The following is a 21,391-nucleotide window of genomic DNA, read 5'->3' on the forward strand; positions in this document are numbered from 1 at the left end:
CGGAATGACGACCGCGAGACCCCCCTAAGCTATTGAAAAGCTTGGTGGGCGCACCAGGGCTCGAACCTGGGACCCGCTGATTAAGAGTCAGCTGCTCTACCAACTGAGCTATGCGCCCGAAAGGCGGTCAATGCCTTGCGAGGCCGGTCGTTTAGCAAAGCGATCCGGGTATGGCAAGCGATGTGGCGCATGTTTTCCAAGGTTCTTCCACAGGCCCGAAAATGCGAAAAGCCGCTGGATTCCAGCGGCTTCGCCAAGGCCAATCCCGGGGTTAATTCCCCGGGAAATACGGGGTGGCTCAGAGCCGGCCCTCGCGATCCCGGTCCGGGCCGCCGTCACGGTCGAAACGGTCGCCATGGAAGCGGTCCATGCCGCGCTCCATCATGCGGTCCATGCCCCGTTCCATGAAGTGTCGGGACGGGCCGTCCCCACCGCCGCCGAACGGGCCACGGTGGCGGGTCAGCACGGCAAGGCGCCGCTTCTGGCCCTCGTCGAGCGTCTTGTAGAGCGGATCGGCGGCATCGGCGATCTTCTTCAGGGCGGCGGAGGTCGCGCCCATGTCCTCGGCGCGCTGACGCAGGCGGGCGACCGGATCCTCGGGCTTGTCGGCGTTCTTGCCGGCGTCACCCGGGCCCGTATTCATCCGCGCGTTGGCGCTGTCGATGCGCAGCTTGGCGAAGTCGCGCACGGCAGCCTCGACCGGCGGCCACAGCTTCTCCTGGTCGGCGTTGAGCTTCAGCCCGGCATGGACGGCGGCGATCCGCGCGTCGACGAAGGCGGCACGGTCCTCCGGGTTCATGCGGACGTGGCGGAAGTGCTCCATCCACGGGCGATGAAATTGGGCATAGACCGCACCCGAGCCGGCGATGCTGAGCACGGCGATGGCGGCGATGGTGAACTTCCTCATACGGACCTCCTCTGGAAGGATGCCGGTGAGGATGAGCGCCGGACGGCTGACGCGCAACTTACAACTTGGACAGAGAGGGCGTTCTTACGAAGATGTAACTCCCCTGAATGTCCATTCAGATGCAGACTGAAACGATTTGCAACAAAAAGGGCCTCCGCGCAGGCTGCACGGAAGCCCCTTCATTGATGGTCGATCCGGATCAGTTCGTCGTGCTCTTCGATTCCTTGAGGAACTCGTCGATCAGCGGCTGGCCGACGCGGCCTGCGGCGTCCTTGTAGACCGGCTCCATCGCCTTGCGCATCGCCTCGTCCTGCTGCGGCGTGAGCTTGATGATCTCGCTCTTGCCGCTCTTCTTGATCTCGGCCAGCGCGTCGTCGTTCTCCTTCTGCGACTGCGCGTTGTTGAAGTCGGTCGCCTCCTTCATCGCCTTCGACAGCTGGTCGCGGATGTCGGCCGGCAGATCGTCCCAGAACTTCTTGTTCACGATCACGACGTAGCCGATGTAGCCGTGATTGGTCTCGGTGATGTACTTCTGCACCTCGTGCATCTTCTGGGTATAGATGTTCGACCAGGTGTTCTCCTGGCCGTCGACGACGCCGGTCTGCAGCGCCTGATAGACTTCCGAGAACGCCATCACCTGCGGCAGCGAGCTGAGCGCCTTGAACTGCGCCTGCAGTACGCGCGAGGACTGGATGCGGAACTTGACGCCCTGGTAGTCGGCGGGCGTGACCAGCTTCTTGTTGGCGCTCATCTGCTTGAAGCCGTTGTCCCAATAGGCAAGACCGGTGATGCCCTTGGAGTCCAGCAGCTTGAGCAGCCGGAGGCCGAGCGGGCCTTCCGTCACCTTCCGCAGCGTCTTCAGGTCCGGAAGGATGTAAGGCAGATCGAACACCTCGAACTCGCGGATGCCGAGCGGACCGAACTTGGAGTTGGACGGCGCCAGCATCTGCACGCTGCCGAGCTGGAGCGCCTCAAGCTCTTCCTTGTCCTTGTAGAGCGTCGAGTTCGGATAGACTTCGATCTTGACCTTGCCGCCGGTGTACTTCTCGGCGAGCTCCTTGAACTTCTCCGACGCCTTGCCCTTCGGCGTGTCGGTGGCGACGACGTGACTGAACTTGATGATGATCGGCGATTGGGCCGATGCCGGCCCGGTCAGGGCCAACGCCCCGGTCAAGACCGCAACCGATGCCGCAGCCCAAATGAGTTTCCGCATGCTTCCTCCCGCACGTTTTTTGGTGGGGCACGAACCGTCGCCCCCAAGCCTTAGATTCAAGACTTGAAGGCAGGATTATAGGGAAGCGGACACAGGCGCCATTGCCCCTTAGCAGGGGGCGGCTTGCAAAAATGCGGTATCCGGAGGGGAAATCTGCCGGACTGGCTCAGGCAGGGCGATGGCAGGGAAACCCTGTCGTCGCCGCTGCCGCCTCTCGCAACCTCAGCCGTGCAGCGCCGGCGCGAGCTGGGCCTGCTGCGCGACCGCCGGATCGGTGATCAGGGTGCCGCCGTGCCCGTCCGAGGACAGCGCGAAGTCGGCCGCGCTGTACTGACCGAGCAAGTGCAGCATCGCGACGTGGGTGCCGTCGGAGACTGTCAGCGTGCCGCCGGTGTTGTCGTTGTTCTGCGCATAGGCCATCGAGGTCAGACCGTCGCTGAACAGGATGTCGCCGAGATCGAGACTGTCATGGTCCCGCCAGCCGGAGATCGTTCCCGTGAAGGCCGACGCCTGGGCCAGCACCAGCGAGGCATTGGGACCGGCGAAGATCACATCGTCGATCGTGCCGCCCGCATGGACAAAGGCGAGCGCGCCCGAGCCGATCGTGGTGTCATCGGCGCTGCCGCCAGCCTGCACGTGCTGCGTGCCGGACAGGACCGTCGTGCCAGTCGCGCTGCCATACACATATTGCACGCCGCCGTTGACGATGGTGGCGCTGGCGGCGCCCCAATCGACCTGGACTCCGCCGGCATTGATCGTGGTGCCGGTCGCCGCGCCGTCGGCGTAGACGCTCTGCTGGCCGCCGGCGTTGACCGTCGTCATCGACGCGTTGCCGTGGAGATACTGGAGGGCGCCATTGCTGATCGTGGTCTGGACCACCGTGCCGCCATAGACCGACTGGACGCCGCCATCCATGGTGGTGTTGATCGCGGTTCCACCCAAATAGACGTCCTGCCCGCCGCCATGGATCGTCGTGTCCGAGGCCGTGCCGCCGCTCTCGACGGCCTGCAGGCCCGAATTGATCGTCGTGAGGCTCGCCGACCCGAACACGTACTGACCGCCGCCGCTGATCGTCGTGATGATCGTGAAGCCCCAATCGATCTGGATGCCGCCGGCATTGATGGTGGATCCGGTCGCACTGCCGTCGATGTAGACGTTCTGCTCACCCCCGGCATTGACGATGGTGTTGAAAGCATTGTTGTGAACGTGCTGGAAGCCGCCATTCGCGACCGTGGTCTGGATCGCAACGCCGAAGACGTTCTGGGTGCCGCCGTCCACGGTGGTGTTGGTCGCGATACCGCCGCCGAGGATATCCTGGTCGCCGCCGGCCTTGATCGTCGTGCCGTCGGCCGAGCCGCCGATCTGGATGTACTGATTGCCCGAGATCACCGAGTTCGAGGCCAGACCGAACACGAGCTGCGCGGCGCCCGCGGCAACCACCATTCCATTGGCCGAGCCTTCCAGCACGACCGCCGCGCCGCTCTCAACCTGGATGTCGGAATAGCCGGACGCGTCCTTGATCCGCCAGACGCCGCTCTGGACGTCGAGCTTCTCGACATTGACGACGGTGCCAAGGAGCGAACCGGAGCCACTGCCCGACAGCACCAGCGTGTCGACGCCGTCGCCGCCGTCGATCGTGCCGGTGACGATCGAAGCGGTGGCGAGATTGATGCTGTCGTCGCCTGCGCCCATCGAGACGTCGCCGGTGATGGAGCCGCTGTTGGAGAGCGTATCGTTGCCGCCGTCGGTGGCGACGCTGCCGAAAATGGCGCCCGTGTTGGTGACGGTGTCACCGAAGTTGCCGACGATCGAGATCGCCTCGCCGTTGTTGCCGCGGATCGTGCCGTCATTGATGATGGTCATGACGCCGAAGGCGCTACCGTCATTGCTGTCGTCCACGGTGATCGCGCGCTGATCGCTGATGATGAGGCCGCCCACCTCGTTGTGGACGAAGCCGCCGCCGATCGCGAGCGCTTCGTTGAGGCCGTTGGCGCCGCTGGTCAGGCCGACCGCCGCGATCGTTCCGAAATTGTCGATCGAGACCAGACCGTCGACATCGACGCCGTCGGCGTCAGCACCGCCGACCGCAGTGCCGGTGATGGTGCCGCGGTTGGTCACTGTAGTCGTCGTGTTAGCCGCGCTATCCATGTTGATGCCGGAGCCGCTGCGGCCGATGATCGTGCCGTCGTTGTTGACGGTGATCGGCTGGTCGCCGGTGATGGCGTGGCGGGCGCCGTCGATGATTCCGCCGGCATAGTTGTTGACCACGCCGCCGGTGTTGACCGACTGGAAGTCGATCGCGTCATTGCCGTCCGAGGCCGCCGAAGCGTTATGGCTGACGATCTGGCCGTAATTGTTGATGGTGGCGTTGGCGCCGGGCCGGATCGCGTCGGCATCGGCCGCCGAGATCACGCCGGTTGCCGCGTTGTTGATGACGGTATTGGCGCCGCTCGAATTGATGTCGTCGAGATCGAGCGCCTGGCCGGCATTGCTGCCGGTTCCCGTCGACGAGATCGTGCCCTCGTTGTTGACGGTGAAGGTGCCGCTCTTGCCCGAGACCAGGTTCGAGATCTTCACCGCGTCCTTGGTCGCGGTGATGGTGGCGCCGGCCTTGTTGTTGATGGTGAGGCTGCCGCTGGTCGAACCGCTGGTGGCGATCGCGCGGCTGGTGCCGGTGATGGTGCCGGAATTGTCGACCACCGCGCCGGGCGAGGTGCTGCCGCCGATCCAGGTAACCGGGGTCGAGCCCGACAGCGTCGCGCCGGCGAGGACGGTCAGATGATCGTTGTTCGCCAGCGTGATCGGGTTCGACGAGTTGCCGGAGACGAGAGTGCCGTCGTCGTTGGCGATGGTGCCGGTCGCCGTCGCGGTGCCGATCGTGACCACCGCACCCGGATTGCTGGCGCTGGTGAGCGTGAGCGTAAAGCTCTCGTCGGGCTCTGCGGTGGTGTCGCCGGAGATTGTGATGGTGATTGTCGCCGAGGACGCACCGTCGGCGAAGCTGCCGCTGAAGGTCGAGGCCGGCAGCGCGCCGCCGAAATCGGCCGCATCGGTGGTGCCGGCGGCGAAGCTGCCGGAGAAACTGAGTACGCCGGTGGTGCCGCCGGTGCGCGCAATGGTGAAAGTCATGGTCTTGGTGCCGCTCTGCCCTTCGGCAACCGACACGCTCGGCGACGAGAACGAGATCGTCTGCGTGGCAGGAGCCGCAACGGTAAAGGCAGTAGTCGGGAACGGCGCGTCGGGCGTGGTGCCGTCCGTGCTCTGGTCGCCGCTGCCGTTCTGGGTGGCCCAGTTGGCGGTGTTGCCGATCGCGGCGAGGTAGTCCGCGAAGCTGGCGAAGCCCGAGCGCGGGCCGTTATAGCCGACGATGTCGAGGCCGCCGGTGAAGCTGACCGCGGTCTGGCCGGCAACGAGGCCGGTGCCGGTCAGCGTGCCGTCGCTGGTCGCATAGCCGACGTTGGAGATCGCGGCGAGGAAGGTCGGCGACGTCGAGGTGCCGATATAGGCGTAGACGACCTCGCTGTCGTTGGAGAGGCCGGTATTGTTGGCGTTGGTGAAGGTCGCCGAGCCGGCGCTGGTGCCGAACGTGCCCTTGCCGATGTTGTTGATGTCGATGACGGTGCCGGCGGGAATCGCGCCGGTCGCGGTCCAGGCGATCGTGCTTTCGGCGTTGCTGCCGGTGGCGAAGGCGGAGCCGTTCCAGTTGCTGTCGGTGAAATTGATGACAGTGCCCTGCGGGATGTCGGTCAGGGCGACAAAGGACAAATTATCGTTGCCGTCACCGTTGAAACCGGTGAAGGCGATCGAACCAGCGGAAAGGGGCATTCCAAATTCTCCAGCAGCAAGGGCGCGCGACGCTGCCGGTTAATGGAATGTTAACATGACATGTTAATAACATATTTGTTGCGATACACCCCCGCATAACGTGATCGTGTGCCAAACGAAAAACGCGGCGCCGAGGGCGCCGCGTTTGCCGATGAAGGGGAGAGGATAAAGCGTCAGCTCGCCGCTGCCGTCGTCACCGTATCGCGCTGGCGCTTCATGACGATCTTGTTGAGCGCGCCGAGATAGGCCTTTGCCGAGGCCACCAGCGTATCCGGATCCGCCGCACGCGCCGTCATGGAACGGCCGTCATGGGACAGCCGCACCGAGACTTCCGCCTGCGCGTCGGTACCTTCGGTGACCGCGTGGACCTGGTACAGCTCCAGCTTGGCCTCGTGCGGCACCAGGCGCTTGATGCAGTTGAACACCGCATCGACAGGACCGTTGCCCTCGGCTTCCTCGATCTTGATCTGGCCGTCGACGTCGAGCTTCATGGTCGCGCGCTGCGGACCATGGGTGCCGGCGATCACGGTCAGCGAGGTCAGCTTGATGCGGTCGTGCGAGGCCGCCATCTCCTCGTCGACCAGCGCCTCGATGTCCTCGTCGTAGATGTCCTTCTTGCGGTCGGCGAGCGCCTTCATCCGCGTGAACGCATCTTCCAGCTGGTTCGGGCCGAGCTTGTAGCCCATCTCCTCCAGCTTGTGCACGAAGGCGTGGCGGCCGGAATGCTTGCCCAGCACCAGCGAGGACTGCTTCAGGCCGACCATCTCGGGCCGCATGATCTCGTAGGTGGAAGCATCCTTCAGCACGCCGTCCTGATGGATGCCGCTCTCATGCGCGAAGGCGTTACGGCCGACGATCGCCTTGTTGTACTGCACCGGGAACGAGGTCGCCGCCGACACCACCTTCGAGGCGCGGGTGAGCTGCGTCGTGTCGATCTTGTTCCAGTACGGGAATTTGTCGTTGCGCACGTTGATCGCCATCACGATCTCTTCCAGCGCGGCGTTGCCGGCGCGCTCGCCGATGCCGTTGACGGTGCACTCGACCTGGCGCGCGCCGCCGACGATGCCGGCCAGCGAGTTCGCCACGGCCATGCCGAGGTCGTTATGGCAGTGCACGGAGAACACGGCCTTGTCGGAGTTCGGCACGCGCTCGATCAGCGTCTTCATGAAGTGGGTGTATTCTTCCGGCACTGTATAGCCGACGGTGTCGGGGATGTTCACCGTGGTCGCACCGGCCTTGATGACGGCTTCGACGATGCGGCAGAGATAGTCCATCTCGCTGCGGGTGCCGTCCTCGGCCGACCATTCGACGTCGTCGATCTGGTTGCGGGCGCGCGCCACCATCGCAACCGAGGTCTCCAACACTTCCTCTGGCGTCTTGTTCAGCTTCACCCGCATGTGCAGTGGCGAGGTCGCGATCACGGTGTGGACGCGGCCGCGCTTTGCGAATTTCACGGCTTCGGCGCAGCGGTCGATGTCGGCCGGATGCGCACGCGACAGGCCGGCGATGATCGAATTCTTGGAGCGGCGGGCGATCTCGCTGACCGCTTCGAAATCACCCTGCGAGGTGATCGGGAAGCCGGCCTCGATGACGTCGACGCCCATATCATCCAGCAGCTCGGCGACCTCGAGCTTCTCCTCGAAGGTCATGGTGGCGCCGGGGCACTGCTCGCCGTCGCGCAGCGTGGTGTCGAAAATGATGACGCGGTCCTTGTCGGACTTGTTCACGGGGGCCATTACAAAATTCCTTTATGAGCTTGTGCGCCGTCAGTCTGCTGGGCGCTTGAGGTGTCCGGTGATCTCGACCAACCCCTGAGCGCCCAGGCGCGTGGCGCCCAGCCGGCCCTCAGGGGCAAGTAAGAAGAAGCCCGCCAATCAGGAGGGTGGGCAGCAGGGCGGCCGGGATCGTGGCGGCGGCCAGAGCCACCTCCCCCGAAATCCCATCGATTTGGCCGCGAATCAGCATTGCCAGACCCTTTTGAGCCCTCAAATCCTCGGTCAAAACCGTTGACGGTTGGTTGCCGGGAGGCCCGATGCGCCGTTTCTAGACGAGAATTGGCGGCAACTGCAACGCCAAAAGATGGTCAGTAAGAATGACCTATTACTAGACTGCCGATTGCCGAACTGTGCGGCAACTCGCTCATCCAGTTCGCAGACCGCCCCGCCTCTGCATCTCAAACCTGGACCGGAGTCGCGAGCAGGGGCTGGGCCTGATGGTTGGTTGCAAGGTAGGTGCCGGTAACATCGTGACCGACCACGAAGTCGGCAGCCGTGTACTGTCCGAGCAAGGCGAGCGTCGCAGTATGGACGCCGTCCGAGAGGGTCAACGTGCCCCCACTGTGGTCCGCATTCGTCACATAGCTTGGATGCATGTGAACATCATAAGCCATGTCATCGAGATTGATCTTGTTTCCGGCCTGGAAGCCGGAAATCGTTCCCGAGAATGCCGATGATTGAGCGAGTTCAAGTCTTGCGACTGGCGCTCCGAAGGTCACGTTGTGCATCAAGCCGCCCGCAGCGAGATGCACGACACCATACGCGTTAATGGTGGTGTCACTGGCCGTACCGCCGCTGTAAATGTCCTGCTCGCCATGATCGACGGTCGTGTTGGCGGCGGTGCCACCGACATACTGCACCCCGCCAGAAATCCTCGTGCCGGTGGCGGAGCCCCACACAATCTGAGAGCCGCCGTTGATCGTCGTGTCGATGGCGGTTCCCCAATCGATCTGAACATTGCCGGCATTCACCGTCGTGCCGATGGCAATGCCGTCGGCGTAGATGTTCTGTCGCCCGGAGTTGATTGTCGTGTTGGTGACGCGGCCATAGACGTACTGGAAGCCGCCGCTATCGACCGTCGTCTGATCAGCCGTACCGTACACCGATTGGCTGCCACCATGCACCGCCGTGCCGCTCGCACTGGCGCCGCCATAAATGGTTTGGTTACCGAAATTGATGGTCGTGCTGGCAACCGTGCCGCCGACATACTGCGCGCCGCCGGAATAAATGGTCGTACTGGCGCTGGAGCCCCACACGAACTGCGTGCCGCTGTAGATCGTCGTATTGTTGGCAGCGCCCCAAACGATCTGGGTGCCGCGGATCACTGCACCGTCGGCCAGGCCGCCGGCATAGACATTCTGTTGCGCGCCGTTCGCGATCCCCCAACCGCTGGAGAGCCCGTAGACGTACTGTCGAAGACCGTCGCCGAGCACCGCTCCGTTGCCCCAGGACGCCGTGTAAACGTATTGAGACAGGCCGGGATTACCGGCCGCATCGTAAGCATAGACGGCTGGACTGTTGCTGAACACCGACACCGGCACACCGCTGATGCTCCAGTGTCCGTTCGCATCGGCCGTGGTCGTCACGCTCCACATAGCTGGATTCGACGCAAAGGGAAACGTCATGTCAGCGAGCGTGATCGTTCGGCCGGCGTCAGCAAGGTCGATCGTGCCGGTCACCGTGGCGGTTTCGCCGGCATCGGGGACAATGGACGTGATGGCGAGGACCGGCGGGACCGTATCGACCACGAAGGTCAGCGGATCGCTTGCGGCGCTCCGGTTGCCGACCAGATCAGTGGCAACGGCGGTGTAGGAATAGCTGCCATCGGCAAGGTGACCGATGTTGACGCTCCAATTGCCGTTTTTATCCGCCGTCGTCACGTAGGAGGGCGTCGCCGATCCGTTGAGATAGATGTTGAGGGTGCTTTCCGCTTCCGCGGTGCCGCTCAGCGCCTGCGCCGACGTGTCATGGGCCGCGTTGACGATACCGCCAACGACGGATGCATTAGCGAGCACCGGCGCAGCGGGCGGCATCGTATCCCAGACAAAGACCTGCCCCTTGATTGCGGTGCCGCTGGTGTCGCCCAGCATACCGCCGTCATCCTGCCAGGTAACCGCAAAACCGCCGTCGCCGAGTGCGGTGATTTTCGGAACGGTTTGGTTGCCGGCCGTCTGGGTATTGATGAGAAAATTACCCCCAAGTTTACTGCCGTCAGCTGCGAATACCTGCGCTTGGATGTCGGTGCCGTTATCCCATGCGACGACGAAGTCGCCGTTGCTCAAGCCGGTGACGGTGGGAGAAGAATGAGATCCACCGCCTGCGAATTGGAATTCCCCGCCGATCTTGGTACCGTCGCTGTTGAACACCTGCACCCCGACGAGGAAGGCGTTGTCCTGCCAAGTGACGACAAAGCCGCCATTGGCGAGGCCGGTAATCGTCGGAACGACTTGATTGCCGTCCGTATACTTGTCGACGAGGAATTCCGAACCAAGCTTGCTGCCATCGGCGGCGAAGACCTGCGCCTTGATGCTGGTGCCGCTGCTATCTCCCAGCGTGCCGCTCAGGTCCTGCCAGGTGACAACGAAGCCGCCGTTCGCAAGACCGGTGACCGTCGGAACGGTCTGGTTGTTCGCCGTCTGCGCGTCGACCAGAAATTCCGAACCAACCTTGCTGCCGTCGACGGCAAAGACCTGGGCCTTGATGCTGGTGCCGCTGGCGTCTCCCAGTGTGCCGCCGAAGTCCTGCCAGGTGACGACGAAGCCGCCATTGCTCAAGCCCGTGACGGTCGGAACCTGCTGGAAACTTGCCGTCTCACCATTGACAAGGAATTCCGAGCCGACCTTGCTGCCGTCGGCGGCAAAGACCTGCGCCTTGATGCTGGTACCGCTTCCGTCCCCCAGCGTCCCGCTGAAGTCCTCCCAGGTGGCGACGAAGCCGCCATTGCCGAGGCCGGTGACGGTTGGCGAGACCTGGTGACTGGCCATCTGCGTGTTGATCAGGAATTCAGAGCCAATCCGACTACCGTCGGCCGCAAAAATCTGCGCCTTGACGCTGAACCCGTTGGCGTCGAGCGTGCCGCTCAAGTCCTGCCAAGTGACGACGAAGTTGCCATTCCCGAGACCAGCGATGGCCGGAGACGATTGACTGCTTAGGGTCTGCGTATTGACCAGGAATTCAGAACTGACTTTCACTACGGGGATTGCCATGCGTCAGAGCTCCGCTGCCGACATATACGACTGTTCAGATCTACCAAAGATAGTGTTACACATAACAACACCTACAGATCGTTATGTGACAATCGATCGCGGGAGTGGCCTAAATCGAAGCTCGAGTTGCCCGGTTTGATCTGGGCGACTCAGCAATTGTAACCGGCTGCTCTCTCTGGCCTCAGGCATGCAGCGCCGACTCAAACTCCGACCTTAGGAAAATTTACCTCATATCATAAAGTATGTCTCATAATGATATGTCTGTTACATGAAGGTCAGACAGCTCTCGCCTGACGGATGGATCAGGGCGGGCGAGGCACATCGACGCGCTTCTCATCCCGCGCATGCGGGTCTCAGATGCGCCAATTGCGCATCGTAGTTCGCGCTTCGGAATGAGAAGAGAGATGGAGTTAGTCGTCCGCGTTAGCGGGACGATATGCGGGAAGACTGTCCCGGGTTACGCTTCGCTCCATCCGGGCTACGACGATTGCCGCTATCCCGCGCGGCGGGCGCGCGCCCGGCTTTCCCAGCGGTCGAGCATCTGACCGAGCTCACCGGTGGCGACGGGGACAGCCTCGTTGGTGTTCGCAGGTGCGGCGGCACGGAGCCAGCCCGGCTCGGTATATTCGCGCCAGCGGCGCGCCTCCGCGCGTCGTTTGCGGGAGGCGAGATCGCGGGTGAAATAGCCGGCGGCGAACGCGATGGCGAGCGCAATGACCAGTGCAACAACGGCTAACACAATGAACTCCGGCTGATACCCCGGAAACGTTCTGCCATCATCGCGCGTGAGGTCAAGGCTTGACACGTCCTAAAAGCCGCTCCGGTTAACCGCACAAAGCCCGACGACAGGCCCCGAACGACGAAACCGGGACGAATTGTCGCTTCCGCCCTCGCCTCGCCGCAATGCCGCCGCGTTCCAGCCTTCGCAAGCCTGCCATCGCGCAGGGGATGCGAACCTGCCCCTCGCAACCGGCCGCGGACCGGACTAACCTTCGTCCGCTCGGCCGGATCAACCGGCCAGCCGAACATAACCGGGAGGACGCGATGGAACGCTCAGAGCAGCGCGACCAGGATGCTGCGCTTTCACGACGAACACTTGTGCGGGGACTTGCGCTCGGCGCCGCGGCGACCGTGGCCGGCCCCGCGCTGGCCCAGACCGGACCTGCCGCACCGCCAACGACGATCACCACCCCGCCGCGCGATTTCGGCCCCAACGGCGCGCCGACGACCTATTTCTGGGACCCCGACATCATCGCCGTCGATCCGTCCTTCGACGACCTGGCCCAGCCCAACACCGCAATCAAGCGCCTCTACACCGGCCTGTTGTGGGCCGAGGGGCCGGCCTGGAGCGCGCAGGGCCGTTATCTCCTCTGGAGCGACATCCCCAACAACCGGCAGATGCGCTGGACCGAGGACGACGGCCGCGTCAGCGTGTTCCGCTCGCCCTCCAACAATTCCAATGGCAACTCGTTCGACTTCCAGGGCCGTCAGCTCTCCTGCGAACACCTGACCCGGCGTGTGACGCGCTACGAGCATGACGGCACCGCCACGGTGCTCGCGGACTCCTATCAGGGCAAACGCCTGAACTCGCCGAACGACATCGCCGCGCATCCCGACGGCAGCTACTGGTTCACCGACCCGCCCTATGGCGGCCAGCTCTATGAAGGCGAGCCCGACGTGGCGGGCGGCCCGAGCAATGCAGGCGGCAAGCTCAATCCGCGGATCGGACAGCCGGCCGGCTTCGCACCGGGCAAGCGCGAGCTGCCGACCAACTGCTATCGCATCGATCCAAGTGGCCGCATCGACCTCGTCGTCACCGAGGACCAGGTGCCCGATCCCAACGGCCTGTGCTTCTCACCGGACTACAAGAAGCTCTACGTCGCCTCGACCGGCAAGGGACCGGGCGACACCGGACCCGGCGGCAAGGGCGAGATCTTCGTGTTCGACGTCGGCGCCGACAACAAGCTCTCCAACGTGAAGAAGTTCAGCGACTGCGTGATCGACGGCGTGAAGTGCGGGCCCGACGGCGTGCGCTGCGACGTCAACGGCAATGTCTGGGCCTCCAGCAACGCCGGGCGTGCCGTCGGCTATAGCGGTGTGACGGTGTGGTCACCGGCGGGCAAGCTGCTCGGTCGCATCCGCCTGCCGGAAGTGTGCGGCAACGTCTGCTTCGGCGGCCCCAAGCGCAACCGCCTGTTCATGGCCGCGAGCCAGTCGCTCTACGCGGTGTATACGGCGACGCAGGGCGCCGGACCGGGCTGAGGGGCAAGCACGGATTGCACCACGGCGCCGGCGTGCCCCGCCGGCGCCGAATGATGTTGTATCGCTCGTTTGAAGCGACCCAGCATTATCCCCATTCGTGAAGATGCATCTCATGCGGCTTTACGCCCAGCAGGTCGATGGTCTCGGAGCCGACCTGCAATAGCGTTCCGCCATGATGGTCAGATGATTTCGTGACCTGAACGTCGTTTGAAAATTGCAGCCTGTCCTGTTTGGGATCGAAGTCGGTGATGACCGCGGTGTTGTGCTTACCTGCGAGAACACCAAGGTCGAATACGAATGTGTCGGCACCGGCGCCTCCGGTCATGGTCATGCGGCCGCCCGCGGCGACCAGCGTGTCATCCAGATCTCCGCCAGTCAGGGTATCCCGGCCGGGAGATCCGACCACAAGCTGCGCCATGCCTGCTGCAGCCGCTTCTCCGGTCGGGTCTACGCCGCCCAGCGTGCCGCTGTGCCGCTCGGTGGCGACGAAGGCATCGCTCTGCATCGCAGTGGTATCGGTGTCGCGCAGAATGAGGTCCGACAGCGTGGTGTTCTTTATCTCATTCAGGGTCTGCTTATCGAAGCCCTGGTTCTCGAAGTAGTAGCGATCGCCGTCACGCAAAGCGGTGAACTGGTCGGCGATGATTGTGCCGAAGGTGGGCCCGATGACGGCTCCTGGCGCATGATCCTCAGCCAATCCACCGGCCCACAAATCGACGGCATCGATCGAACCATAGGCTTTCTCGAACGCTGCCGCCGTCGCCGGATCAGAGCTGAGCTGATCAAAGCTGGTGTAAGGCGCAAGCCCCAGCGCCTCCCGGGTTTGGTTCAGTGTACCCAGCCCAAGATCATGGCCGCGTTGGATATTGATCGCTGCCAGATCCATGCCGTCCGGAGGATCGAACAGGAGGTTTCGCAAGCCATCGACAATGTGAGCGTCCAGCGGGTTGGCCAGGTCCCCCGCCAGATGCCGCAGCAGGCCATCCGCACCAGTCGCCTTGAAAGTCGCCGTGTCTTCGAAGAACGATTGCGCCAGCGTCTGCTCCGACGTAAAGGCACCCAGATTGCTGGTCGCACTGATCTCGTCGGAGACGATGGAGTGACCGAAGCGAAAGGCCGCACCGGCAAACTCTTCGGTGATCCGCGCGTCCGCCGTGCGGTCATAGCCTTGGTACGGCTTGATGGCGTCCTCGCCCAACAGATGCGGCAGGAACTCGTTGTAGGTGATGTTGACCATCTCGGCCGTCGTGATGGCCTTGGCCGTCTCGTATAGCTTGTCGCCGCTCCAGTTCGGGTGGTCCTCGTGCAGTCGATCGACCTGGTAATTGTGCTCGCGCACAAACAAGACTTGCAAGGCGGTCAGGTCGGGATTCTCCTGCGCCCGTACGTCACCGGCCGCAAAGACGTTGCCGTTCTCGGTCTCGACGATCGGGAGATTGTCTCCCGCCGACACCTTCATATGGCCGTCGGCCGTTCGCAGGCTCGCTGCGGTGGCCGCGTCGGAACCGTAGATCTGCGATCCGTCCAGCCAACCCGTCACCGTATTGATCGCGGCTGCCGGATGCCCGGTGACCCCCGTCGCAGGATCGATCGCCACCCGCGTCAACGCGATCATGCTGCCGGGCGGCAGAAACTCATCATCAGCCGGGACCTTGATCGAGATGTCATCCGTGCCTGTGCCCTCCTTCTGCAGATCCAGATCGTGATCGATGAACTGGCCCCACGCATACATCATGCCTGACAGCGCGACGCCGGCGTCATCCACCAGATGCGGGCCTTCCTCGCCATCGCCAATATCCATCTGCGCCACGACAATGTTGCTGATCTCGCGCGGATTCGGACCCGGCGTCATTTCATTGACCCCATCGACGAAATTTGCCGGCCCCAGCCGGGCAAAGTCGGTGTCGGCCTGGTTCAAGGTGGGATCCGCACGATTGTTGTTGGAGCCGTCGATGCTGCGGAATCTGAGCGCCATGGTTTACCCTCCCCGTAGAGTGTTCGCCCCAGCGCCTGCTCCATTGGCGGCTTGCGGCATGACGCTTTTGTGATTCTTTATGACGCTCGCATGATCGTTGAGTGACGACATTCGATATACGACAGAATTGCACCTCTAGCGGCGAAGCGGCAATCTTCGCCTGAACGATCGTGCCGAACAGGCGATGTTGCGCACATCAGCGCAGCACTATCCAGGGAACAAGCCATGCGCGTCATCATCTGCGGCGGCGGCGTGATCGGAGCCTGCACCGCCTTGTTTCTCCGGCGCCGCGGCATCGAGGTCATCGTGGTCGAACGGACCGAGGTCGCGGCCGCCGCCTCCGGCAAGGCCGGCGGCTTTCTGGCGCGTGACTGGTGCACCGGCTCGCCGCTCGACGCACTCGCGCGGCGGAGTTTTGCGCTTCATGCGGAGCTGCCGGAGGAGATCGCCGGCGATTGGGGCTATCGCCCGATGACCGCGTATGGCGGCTTTGTTGCGTCCGACGGCGATCCGCGCCGGAATGCACCATCCGCGCTCGGCTGGCTCGCCAATGGCGTCGTCATCGCGCAACGCATCGCTACGACGCAAACGACTGCGATCGTTCATCCCCGCAAATTTACCTCGGCCGTGATGAACGCGGCAGTCGCGCAAGGCGCCGAGCTTCGCGTTGGCCGCATCACGGGCATCGCGCGCGATGCAAATGGCACGACCGCGAAAGGTGTCGAGGTGGAAGGCAGCCTCGTTGAGGCGGACGCCGTCGTGATCGCGATGGGGCCGTGGTCGCTGCTCGCCGCGCAATGGATGCGCCTGCCCGCTGTCTATGGCCAGCGCAGCCCAAGCATCGTGTACGATCTCGGCCCCAGCGTGCCGGCCGATGCGTTGTTCCTGGAGTATGACGAGGACGGCAGCGCCGTGTCGATCGAGGTCTTTCCACGCGCCGACGGCAGCACGCATATCACCGCACTCTCGGACATCGCGCCGCTGCCGCTCGATCCGGCCGCCGTAACGCCGGACGTCGATGCGATCGCGCGCCTGCAAATCATGTGCGAACGGCTATCGCCACTGTTTCGCCCAGAAAAGATCATCGCGCAGCAGGCCTGCTTCCGACCGGTGACTGAGGATGGCCTGCCGTTGATCGGCAAGGTGCCGCAGAGCGAAGGCCTCTATGTTGCGACCGGGCACAATGTCTGGGGCATCCTCAATGCGCCCGCCACCGGCGAAGCGCTGGCGCAGCTGATCGCCAAGGATGCGACGCGTGTAGACTTGTCGCCATTCGATCCGGCCCGATTGAGGCCGCTCGATCCATCGTTGCTGCAAGCGCGCTGAACCGGCATCGCTGCTCGTCTTGTAGGCTACCGCCCGCTCCAAGGCTTCGACGCTCACGCATGCCCGCCGACAGAATCTGCATGCCTGCGCGCGTCATGAGTGTCTCGCACCTATCCTGCCCGCAATTTGCGCAGCGCTAGACTTTAGTCCGTCTCTCCCAATCCTGAACGCGGTTTCACTTGCCGAGACCTCCCTCGCCGTTATAGTTGCGACATAATGGCTCACAAGAGGCCTGTTCAAAGGGAGAGAACAAACATGAAAAAACGACTCTCTGTTGCATTGCAAATGGCGCTCGGTGCGGCCGCGACAGGCGCCATGATGGCAGCGTCAGGCGCGGCACTCGCGGCCGATCCCCTCAAGATCGGTGTGATCGCGGAAGCGCAGGCGATCGCCGGCGCCTCCATTCCACAGGCCGCGCAGCTTGCCGCCGACGAGATCAACGCCAATGGCGGCGTCGACGGCCGCAAGATCGAGATCATCTCTTACGACAATCACTCCTCGTCGGCGGATTCAGTGCGTGCGTTCCAGCGCGCGGTGAACGAGGACAAGGTCAACGCAGTCATCGCCAGCTATATCAGCGAGGTCGTGCTGGCGCTGGAGCCCTGGGCCTCACGGTTGAAGACGCCGTTCGTTACGCCGGGCGCCGCCTCAAACGAGATCAGCAAGAGCGTCCACGCCGATTACGAGAAGAACAAGTACACCTTCCACGGCTATCTGACCTCGGCCGCGCTGGCGCTCTCGGTCTGCGACGGCGCCAAGGACCTGCTCGTCGACAGGATGCACATGAAGACCGCGGTCATCATGAGCGAGGACGCCGCCTGGACCAAGCCGCTCGACATCGGCTACGAGGAATGCCTGCCCAAGATCGGGCTGAAGGTGCTCGACCACATCCGCTTCTCGCCCGATACCACCGACTTCACGCCGATCTTCAACAAGATCGAGGGCTCCAAGCCCGATGTGATCATCACCGGCATCTCCCATGTCGGCGTGCAGCCGACGGTGCAGTGGAAGAACCAGCAGGTGCCGATCCCGATGTTCGGCATCTCCTCGCAGGCCACCAACGAGACCTTCGGCAAGGACACCAACCAGGCGGCCGAAGGCGTGCTCTATCAGGGCGTCTCCGGGCCCGGCGTCGCGGTGACGCCGAAATCGGTGCCGTTCGCGGAGAACTTCAGGAAGAAGTTCGGCAATTATCCGTCCTATGCCGGCTACACCGCCTATGACGAGGTCTACTACATCGCCGACGCGGTGAAACGCGCCGGCTCGAGCGACGCCGACAAGCTCGTCGCGGCGCTGGAGAAGACCGACTGGGAAGGCACGATCGGCCGCGTCCAGTTCTACGGCAAGGATGATCCGTTCACCCACTCGATCAAATATGGCAAGGGCCTGATCACCGGGCTGATGCTGCAATGGCAGGACGGCAAGCAGAGCGCGGTCTGGCCCAAGGACGTCGCCAAGGTCGACGTCAAGTTCCCGAGCTTCATCAAGCTCAGCAACTAGCAGGACATGCTCCCGGGACCACCTCCCGGGAGCTTCCACATGCGGCTCTCCGCAGCACCTTTCCTCAAAGCGGCAGCTCGGCTGCCACCCGGCCAATCATAGATGCGAGCTTTCCAGATATTGATCGATGGCTTTGCCATCAGCGCTCTCTACGCTCTCGGTGCCACCGGCTTCACCCTGATCTTCGGCGTCTCCGGCGTGCTCAACCTCTCCCACGGTGCCATCATGGTGGCCGCAGCGGTGGCGGCCTGGGCCGCCGCCAGCATCCTCAACGTCGGCACCTATGCCGGTGCGCTGATCGGGGTCGCCGTCGCACTCCTCACCGCCTTTGCGACCTATTTCGCGGTGGTGAAGCCCATTCAGGACTCCCGGCGCATCCCCAACGAGGAGAAGGAGATCTTCGTCCTCACGGGAACGCTGCTCTGGGGCATCATGATCCAGGAGCTGATCGCCTATTTCTTCACCAACAACGCCAAGACCGTGCTTCCGATCGTCGAGGGCGTGGTCGAGATCCTCGGCGTCCGCACGCCGAAGAACGAGATATTCACCGCCATCGTATGCTGTCTCGTCATCGCGCTGCTGTGGCTGCTCGTGAACCGCACCCGCACCGGCAAGGCGGTGCTGGCGGCGTCGATGAACCCGCGCGGCGTCACGCTGCTCGGGCTCGAGCTCACCAACATCTACGTCGTGGTCTGGGCGATCTACGGCATCCTCGCCGGCATCGCCGGCGTGCTGCTCGGCATGTTCTTAGGGGTCAGCTCCTACAGCGTCGGACCGTTGACGGCGAGCGCGTTCTCGATCGTGGTGCTCGGCGGTCTCGGCAGCGTCTCCGGCTCGCTGATCGCGGCCTTCGTGGTCGGTTATCTCGAGACGCTGACGGCCTATCTGGTCTCGCCGGCCTACCGCACCATTCCGGCGCTGCTGCTGCTCGTGTTCGTGATGTATATCCGGCCCCAGGGCCTTCTGGGGAGGCGCTGAGATGTCCACCTTCTTCACCTCCCGCCTGTTCTTCATCTCGGTCGCGCTCGTCATCATCGCGGCGACGCTGCCGCTTTACGTCTCCGGCTACGTGCTCGGCCTGCTCACCGTCGCGTTCTATTTCGGCGTGTTCGCGATGGCCTGGGACCTGCTGTTCGGCTTCGCGGGCGAGGTCAATTTCGGGCCGACCTTCCTGATCGGCGTCGGCGCCTACACCGCCGGCATTCTCAACGCCCAGTTCGGCTGGTCGGTCTATCTCTGCATCGTGCTGGGGGCGCTCGCGTCCGTCATCGCGGGCCTCGTGCTGGCGCTGCCGGCTTTGCGCGTGCGCGGGCCCTATTTCGGCCTGACCACGCTGGTCGCGGTGCTGATGTTGCAGAATTTCATCGTGGTGTTCGCCGATCTCACCGGCGGCGAGATCGGCCTGACCATCCCCGACGTCATCACCATCAACGCCGGCGCCAATTACTGGATCGCACTCGGCTTCATGACGATCTCGGCCGCGATCCTCTATGGCCTGTCGCAATCGCCGATTGGCCTCGTGCTCCAGGCCAGCGGCCAGGATCCGGTGCAGGCCGGCGCGCTCGGCTTCAACATCGTCAAGCACAAGCTTGCCGCCTTCATCGTCAGCGCGTTCTTCTCTGGTTTATCCGGCGCGCTGCTGGTGTTCTATTTCGGCACCGCCTCGGTCGGCACCGTCGTCGACGTCGCGGTCGGCGTGAACGTGATCGTCTCGGCCGTGCTCGGCGGCCGGCGCACCGTGCTTGGTGCGGCACTCGGCGCGATCTTCCTGATCGTCGCCGGTGAATTCCTGCGTCCCACCGGCGAGCTCGCGACCTTCATCGTCTCGGCGGTCGCGCTCCTCGTCGTGCTGTTCTTCCCCGGCGGCTTCCTCGGAGCGGCCCTCTCGCGTGAGGCGCGCTCGTGATGGATATGATCGCAAACCGGCCCGTGCTCGACGTCCGCGGCCTGACAAAACGCTTTGGTGGATTGACGGCGGTGAAGAACCTCGGCTTCGAGGTGAACGCCGGCGAGATCTTCGGCCTGATCGGGCCGAACGGCTCCGGCAAGTCGACCGCGATGAAGAGCGTGATGGGCATCGAGCGCCCGACATCTGGCGAAGTCATCTTCGAGGGCGAGAACGTCGCCGGCCTGCCCGCGCACAAGATCGCCCGCAAAGGCTTTGGCATGGTGTTCCAGCACTCGCGGCCGCTGAACCGGCAGACGGTGCTGGAGAACATCATGGTCGCGCTGCTGCCGGACAGCCTGTTCATGCTGTTCCCGGACAAGGCGCTGGTCGAGCGTGCCAAATGGATCGCCGACCGCGTCGGATTGGGCAGCGTGATGAACCGCCGGCCGCCGACGCTGCCTTTCGCCGATCTGCGCCGGCTGGAGCTTGCGAAAGCGATCGCGCGTGACCCAAAGGTCGTGCTGGTGGACGAGCCCTTTGCCGGGCTGACGCGGGCGGAGGTCGACGTCTTCTCCGACCTGATCCGCAGCTTTCGCGACGAGGGCCGCGCCGTGATGCTGGTCGACCACAACGTCAAGAGCGTCGCCGCGCTGGTCGACCGCGTGCTCGCGATGTATCTCGGCGAGGAAATCGTCACCGGCAAGGCCGACGAGGTCATGAAGAACGAGACAGTGCGGCGGGTCTATCTCGGCGGCGCCATCGAGACCCATGCGCGGCCCGAGACCAGCTTCAAGGACAAGGTGCCGCTGCTCCAGGTCGAGAATGTCAGCGTGTTCTATGGCAAGGCGCAGGCACTGGAGAACGTCTCGATCCACGTCCACGAGGGCGAGTTCGTCTCAATCGTCGGCCTCAACGGCGCCGGCAAGACCACGCTGTTCAACACCATCTCCGGCTTCCTCCCGTACAGCGGCGAGATCGTGCGCGGCGGCGACAAACTGCGCGGCACGAGCCCTGCGAAGATCGCGCGCAGCGGCCTCGTGCAATGCCCGGAATCGCGCGAGCTGTTCGGCGAGATGAGCGTGCGCGAAAACCTCGATCTCGGCGGCCAGCATCTCTCCGACGACAAGCGCGCGGCGCAGCTCGCCTGGCTGTTCGAGCTGTTCCCGATCCTGAAGGAGCGCCAGGGCCAGATGGCGCAAACGCTCTCCGGCGGCGAGCAGCAGATGCTCGCGATCGGCCGCGCGTTGATGATGCAGCCGCAGATCCTGATCCTGGACGAGCCGACGCTGGGCCTCGCTCCCGTCATCCTCGAGCAATTGTCCAAGGCGCTCACGAAGCTGCGGCAGACCACCGCGATCACGGTGCTGCTCGGCGAGCAGAACGTGACCTTCGCGCTGCCGCATGCCGACCGCGTCTATGTGCTGGAGCACGCCCGCATCGTCTGGGAGGGCGATCCCGGCCGCTTCGCGAGCGAAGCCGGCGCCGATTTTCTTTAAGTCCGCCAACATCAATAA

Annotated in this window: 13 protein-coding genes and 1 tRNA gene; 6 read left to right on the forward strand and 8 right to left on the reverse strand. The window is 63.7% G+C overall.

The window, feature by feature from the left end; all coding sequences use genetic code 11:
- Positions 1-42: 42 nt before the first annotated feature.
- The 7 genes from AB7008_RS37485 to AB7008_RS37515 form a co-directional block, all read right to left on the reverse strand.
- Positions 43-118: transfer RNA gene (locus tag AB7008_RS37485), tRNA-Lys, on the reverse strand.
- A 180-nt stretch (positions 119-298) separates the two neighbouring features.
- Positions 299-907 (reverse strand): Spy/CpxP family protein refolding chaperone, encoded by a 609-nt coding sequence (locus tag AB7008_RS37490; RefSeq protein ID WP_441260417.1) that lies wholly within the window; start codon positions 905-907, stop codon positions 299-301.
- Positions 908-1,106: 199 nt separating this feature from the next.
- On the reverse strand, positions 1,107-2,120 hold the full coding sequence (locus AB7008_RS37495) for a TRAP transporter substrate-binding protein (RefSeq protein ID WP_028156510.1): 1,014 nt from the start codon (positions 2,118-2,120) through the stop codon (positions 1,107-1,109).
- A gap of 222 nt (positions 2,121-2,342) precedes the next feature.
- The gene (locus tag AB7008_RS37500; protein ID WP_441260418.1) at positions 2,343-5,945 is read right to left on the reverse strand and encodes a beta strand repeat-containing protein; all 3,603 of its coding nucleotides are present in this window, start codon (positions 5,943-5,945) and stop codon (positions 2,343-2,345) included.
- A 173-nt stretch (positions 5,946-6,118) separates the two neighbouring features.
- A complete protein-coding gene (locus AB7008_RS37505) occupies positions 6,119-7,681 on the reverse strand; it encodes a 2-isopropylmalate synthase (RefSeq protein WP_028156508.1) in 1,563 nt (520 codons plus the stop codon).
- Between the two features lie 437 nt (positions 7,682-8,118).
- A complete protein-coding gene (locus AB7008_RS37510) occupies positions 8,119-10,926 on the reverse strand; it encodes an Ig-like domain-containing protein (protein WP_441260419.1) in 2,808 nt (935 codons plus the stop codon).
- A gap of 493 nt (positions 10,927-11,419) precedes the next feature.
- Entirely contained in the window at positions 11,420-11,665 is a 246-nt protein-coding gene (locus AB7008_RS37515) for a hypothetical protein (protein ID WP_014493145.1), read from the reverse strand.
- A gap of 305 nt (positions 11,666-11,970) precedes the next feature.
- On the opposite strand from AB7008_RS37515, the gene AB7008_RS37520 reads away from it, so the two are divergent.
- Positions 11,971-13,188 (forward strand): SMP-30/gluconolactonase/LRE family protein, encoded by a 1,218-nt coding sequence (locus AB7008_RS37520; RefSeq protein WP_304490992.1) that lies wholly within the window; start codon positions 11,971-11,973, stop codon positions 13,186-13,188.
- Positions 13,189-13,273: 85 nt separating this feature from the next.
- Here AB7008_RS37520 and AB7008_RS37525 read toward each other — a convergent pair whose 3' ends face one another.
- Positions 13,274-15,163, reverse strand: a complete 1,890-nt coding sequence (locus AB7008_RS37525; protein ID WP_441260420.1) for a peroxidase family protein — start codon at positions 15,161-15,163, stop codon at positions 13,274-13,276.
- A gap of 225 nt (positions 15,164-15,388) precedes the next feature.
- Between AB7008_RS37525 and AB7008_RS37530 the strand changes: the two genes are divergently transcribed.
- The 5 genes from AB7008_RS37530 (at position 15,389) to AB7008_RS37550 (ending at position 21,373) form a co-directional block, all read left to right on the forward strand.
- Entirely contained in the window at positions 15,389-16,489 is a 1,101-nt protein-coding gene (locus tag AB7008_RS37530; protein ID WP_441260421.1) for an NAD(P)/FAD-dependent oxidoreductase, read from the forward strand.
- 285 nt (positions 16,490-16,774) lie between these two features.
- The gene (locus tag AB7008_RS37535) at positions 16,775-17,989 is read left to right on the forward strand and encodes an ABC transporter substrate-binding protein (protein WP_441261274.1); all 1,215 of its coding nucleotides are present in this window, start codon (positions 16,775-16,777) and stop codon (positions 17,987-17,989) included.
- A 102-nt stretch (positions 17,990-18,091) separates the two neighbouring features.
- Entirely contained in the window at positions 18,092-18,967 is an 876-nt protein-coding gene (locus tag AB7008_RS37540; RefSeq protein WP_028156504.1) for a branched-chain amino acid ABC transporter permease, read from the forward strand.
- A 1-nt stretch (position 18,968) separates the two neighbouring features.
- Complete coding sequence (locus tag AB7008_RS37545; protein ID WP_014493139.1) at positions 18,969-19,895, forward strand: branched-chain amino acid ABC transporter permease; 927 nt, start codon at positions 18,969-18,971, stop codon at positions 19,893-19,895.
- Positions 19,895-21,373 (forward strand): ATP-binding cassette domain-containing protein, encoded by a 1,479-nt coding sequence (locus tag AB7008_RS37550; protein WP_441260422.1) that lies wholly within the window; start codon positions 19,895-19,897, stop codon positions 21,371-21,373. The genes AB7008_RS37545 and AB7008_RS37550 overlap by 1 nt, the downstream gene beginning before the upstream one ends.
- The last annotated feature ends 18 nt before the right edge of the window (positions 21,374-21,391 follow it).

The sequence above is a fragment of the Bradyrhizobium sp. 521_C7_N1_3 genome, assembly GCF_052075975.1.
Taxonomy (GTDB): Bacteria; Pseudomonadota; Alphaproteobacteria; order Rhizobiales; family Xanthobacteraceae; genus Bradyrhizobium; species Bradyrhizobium japonicum.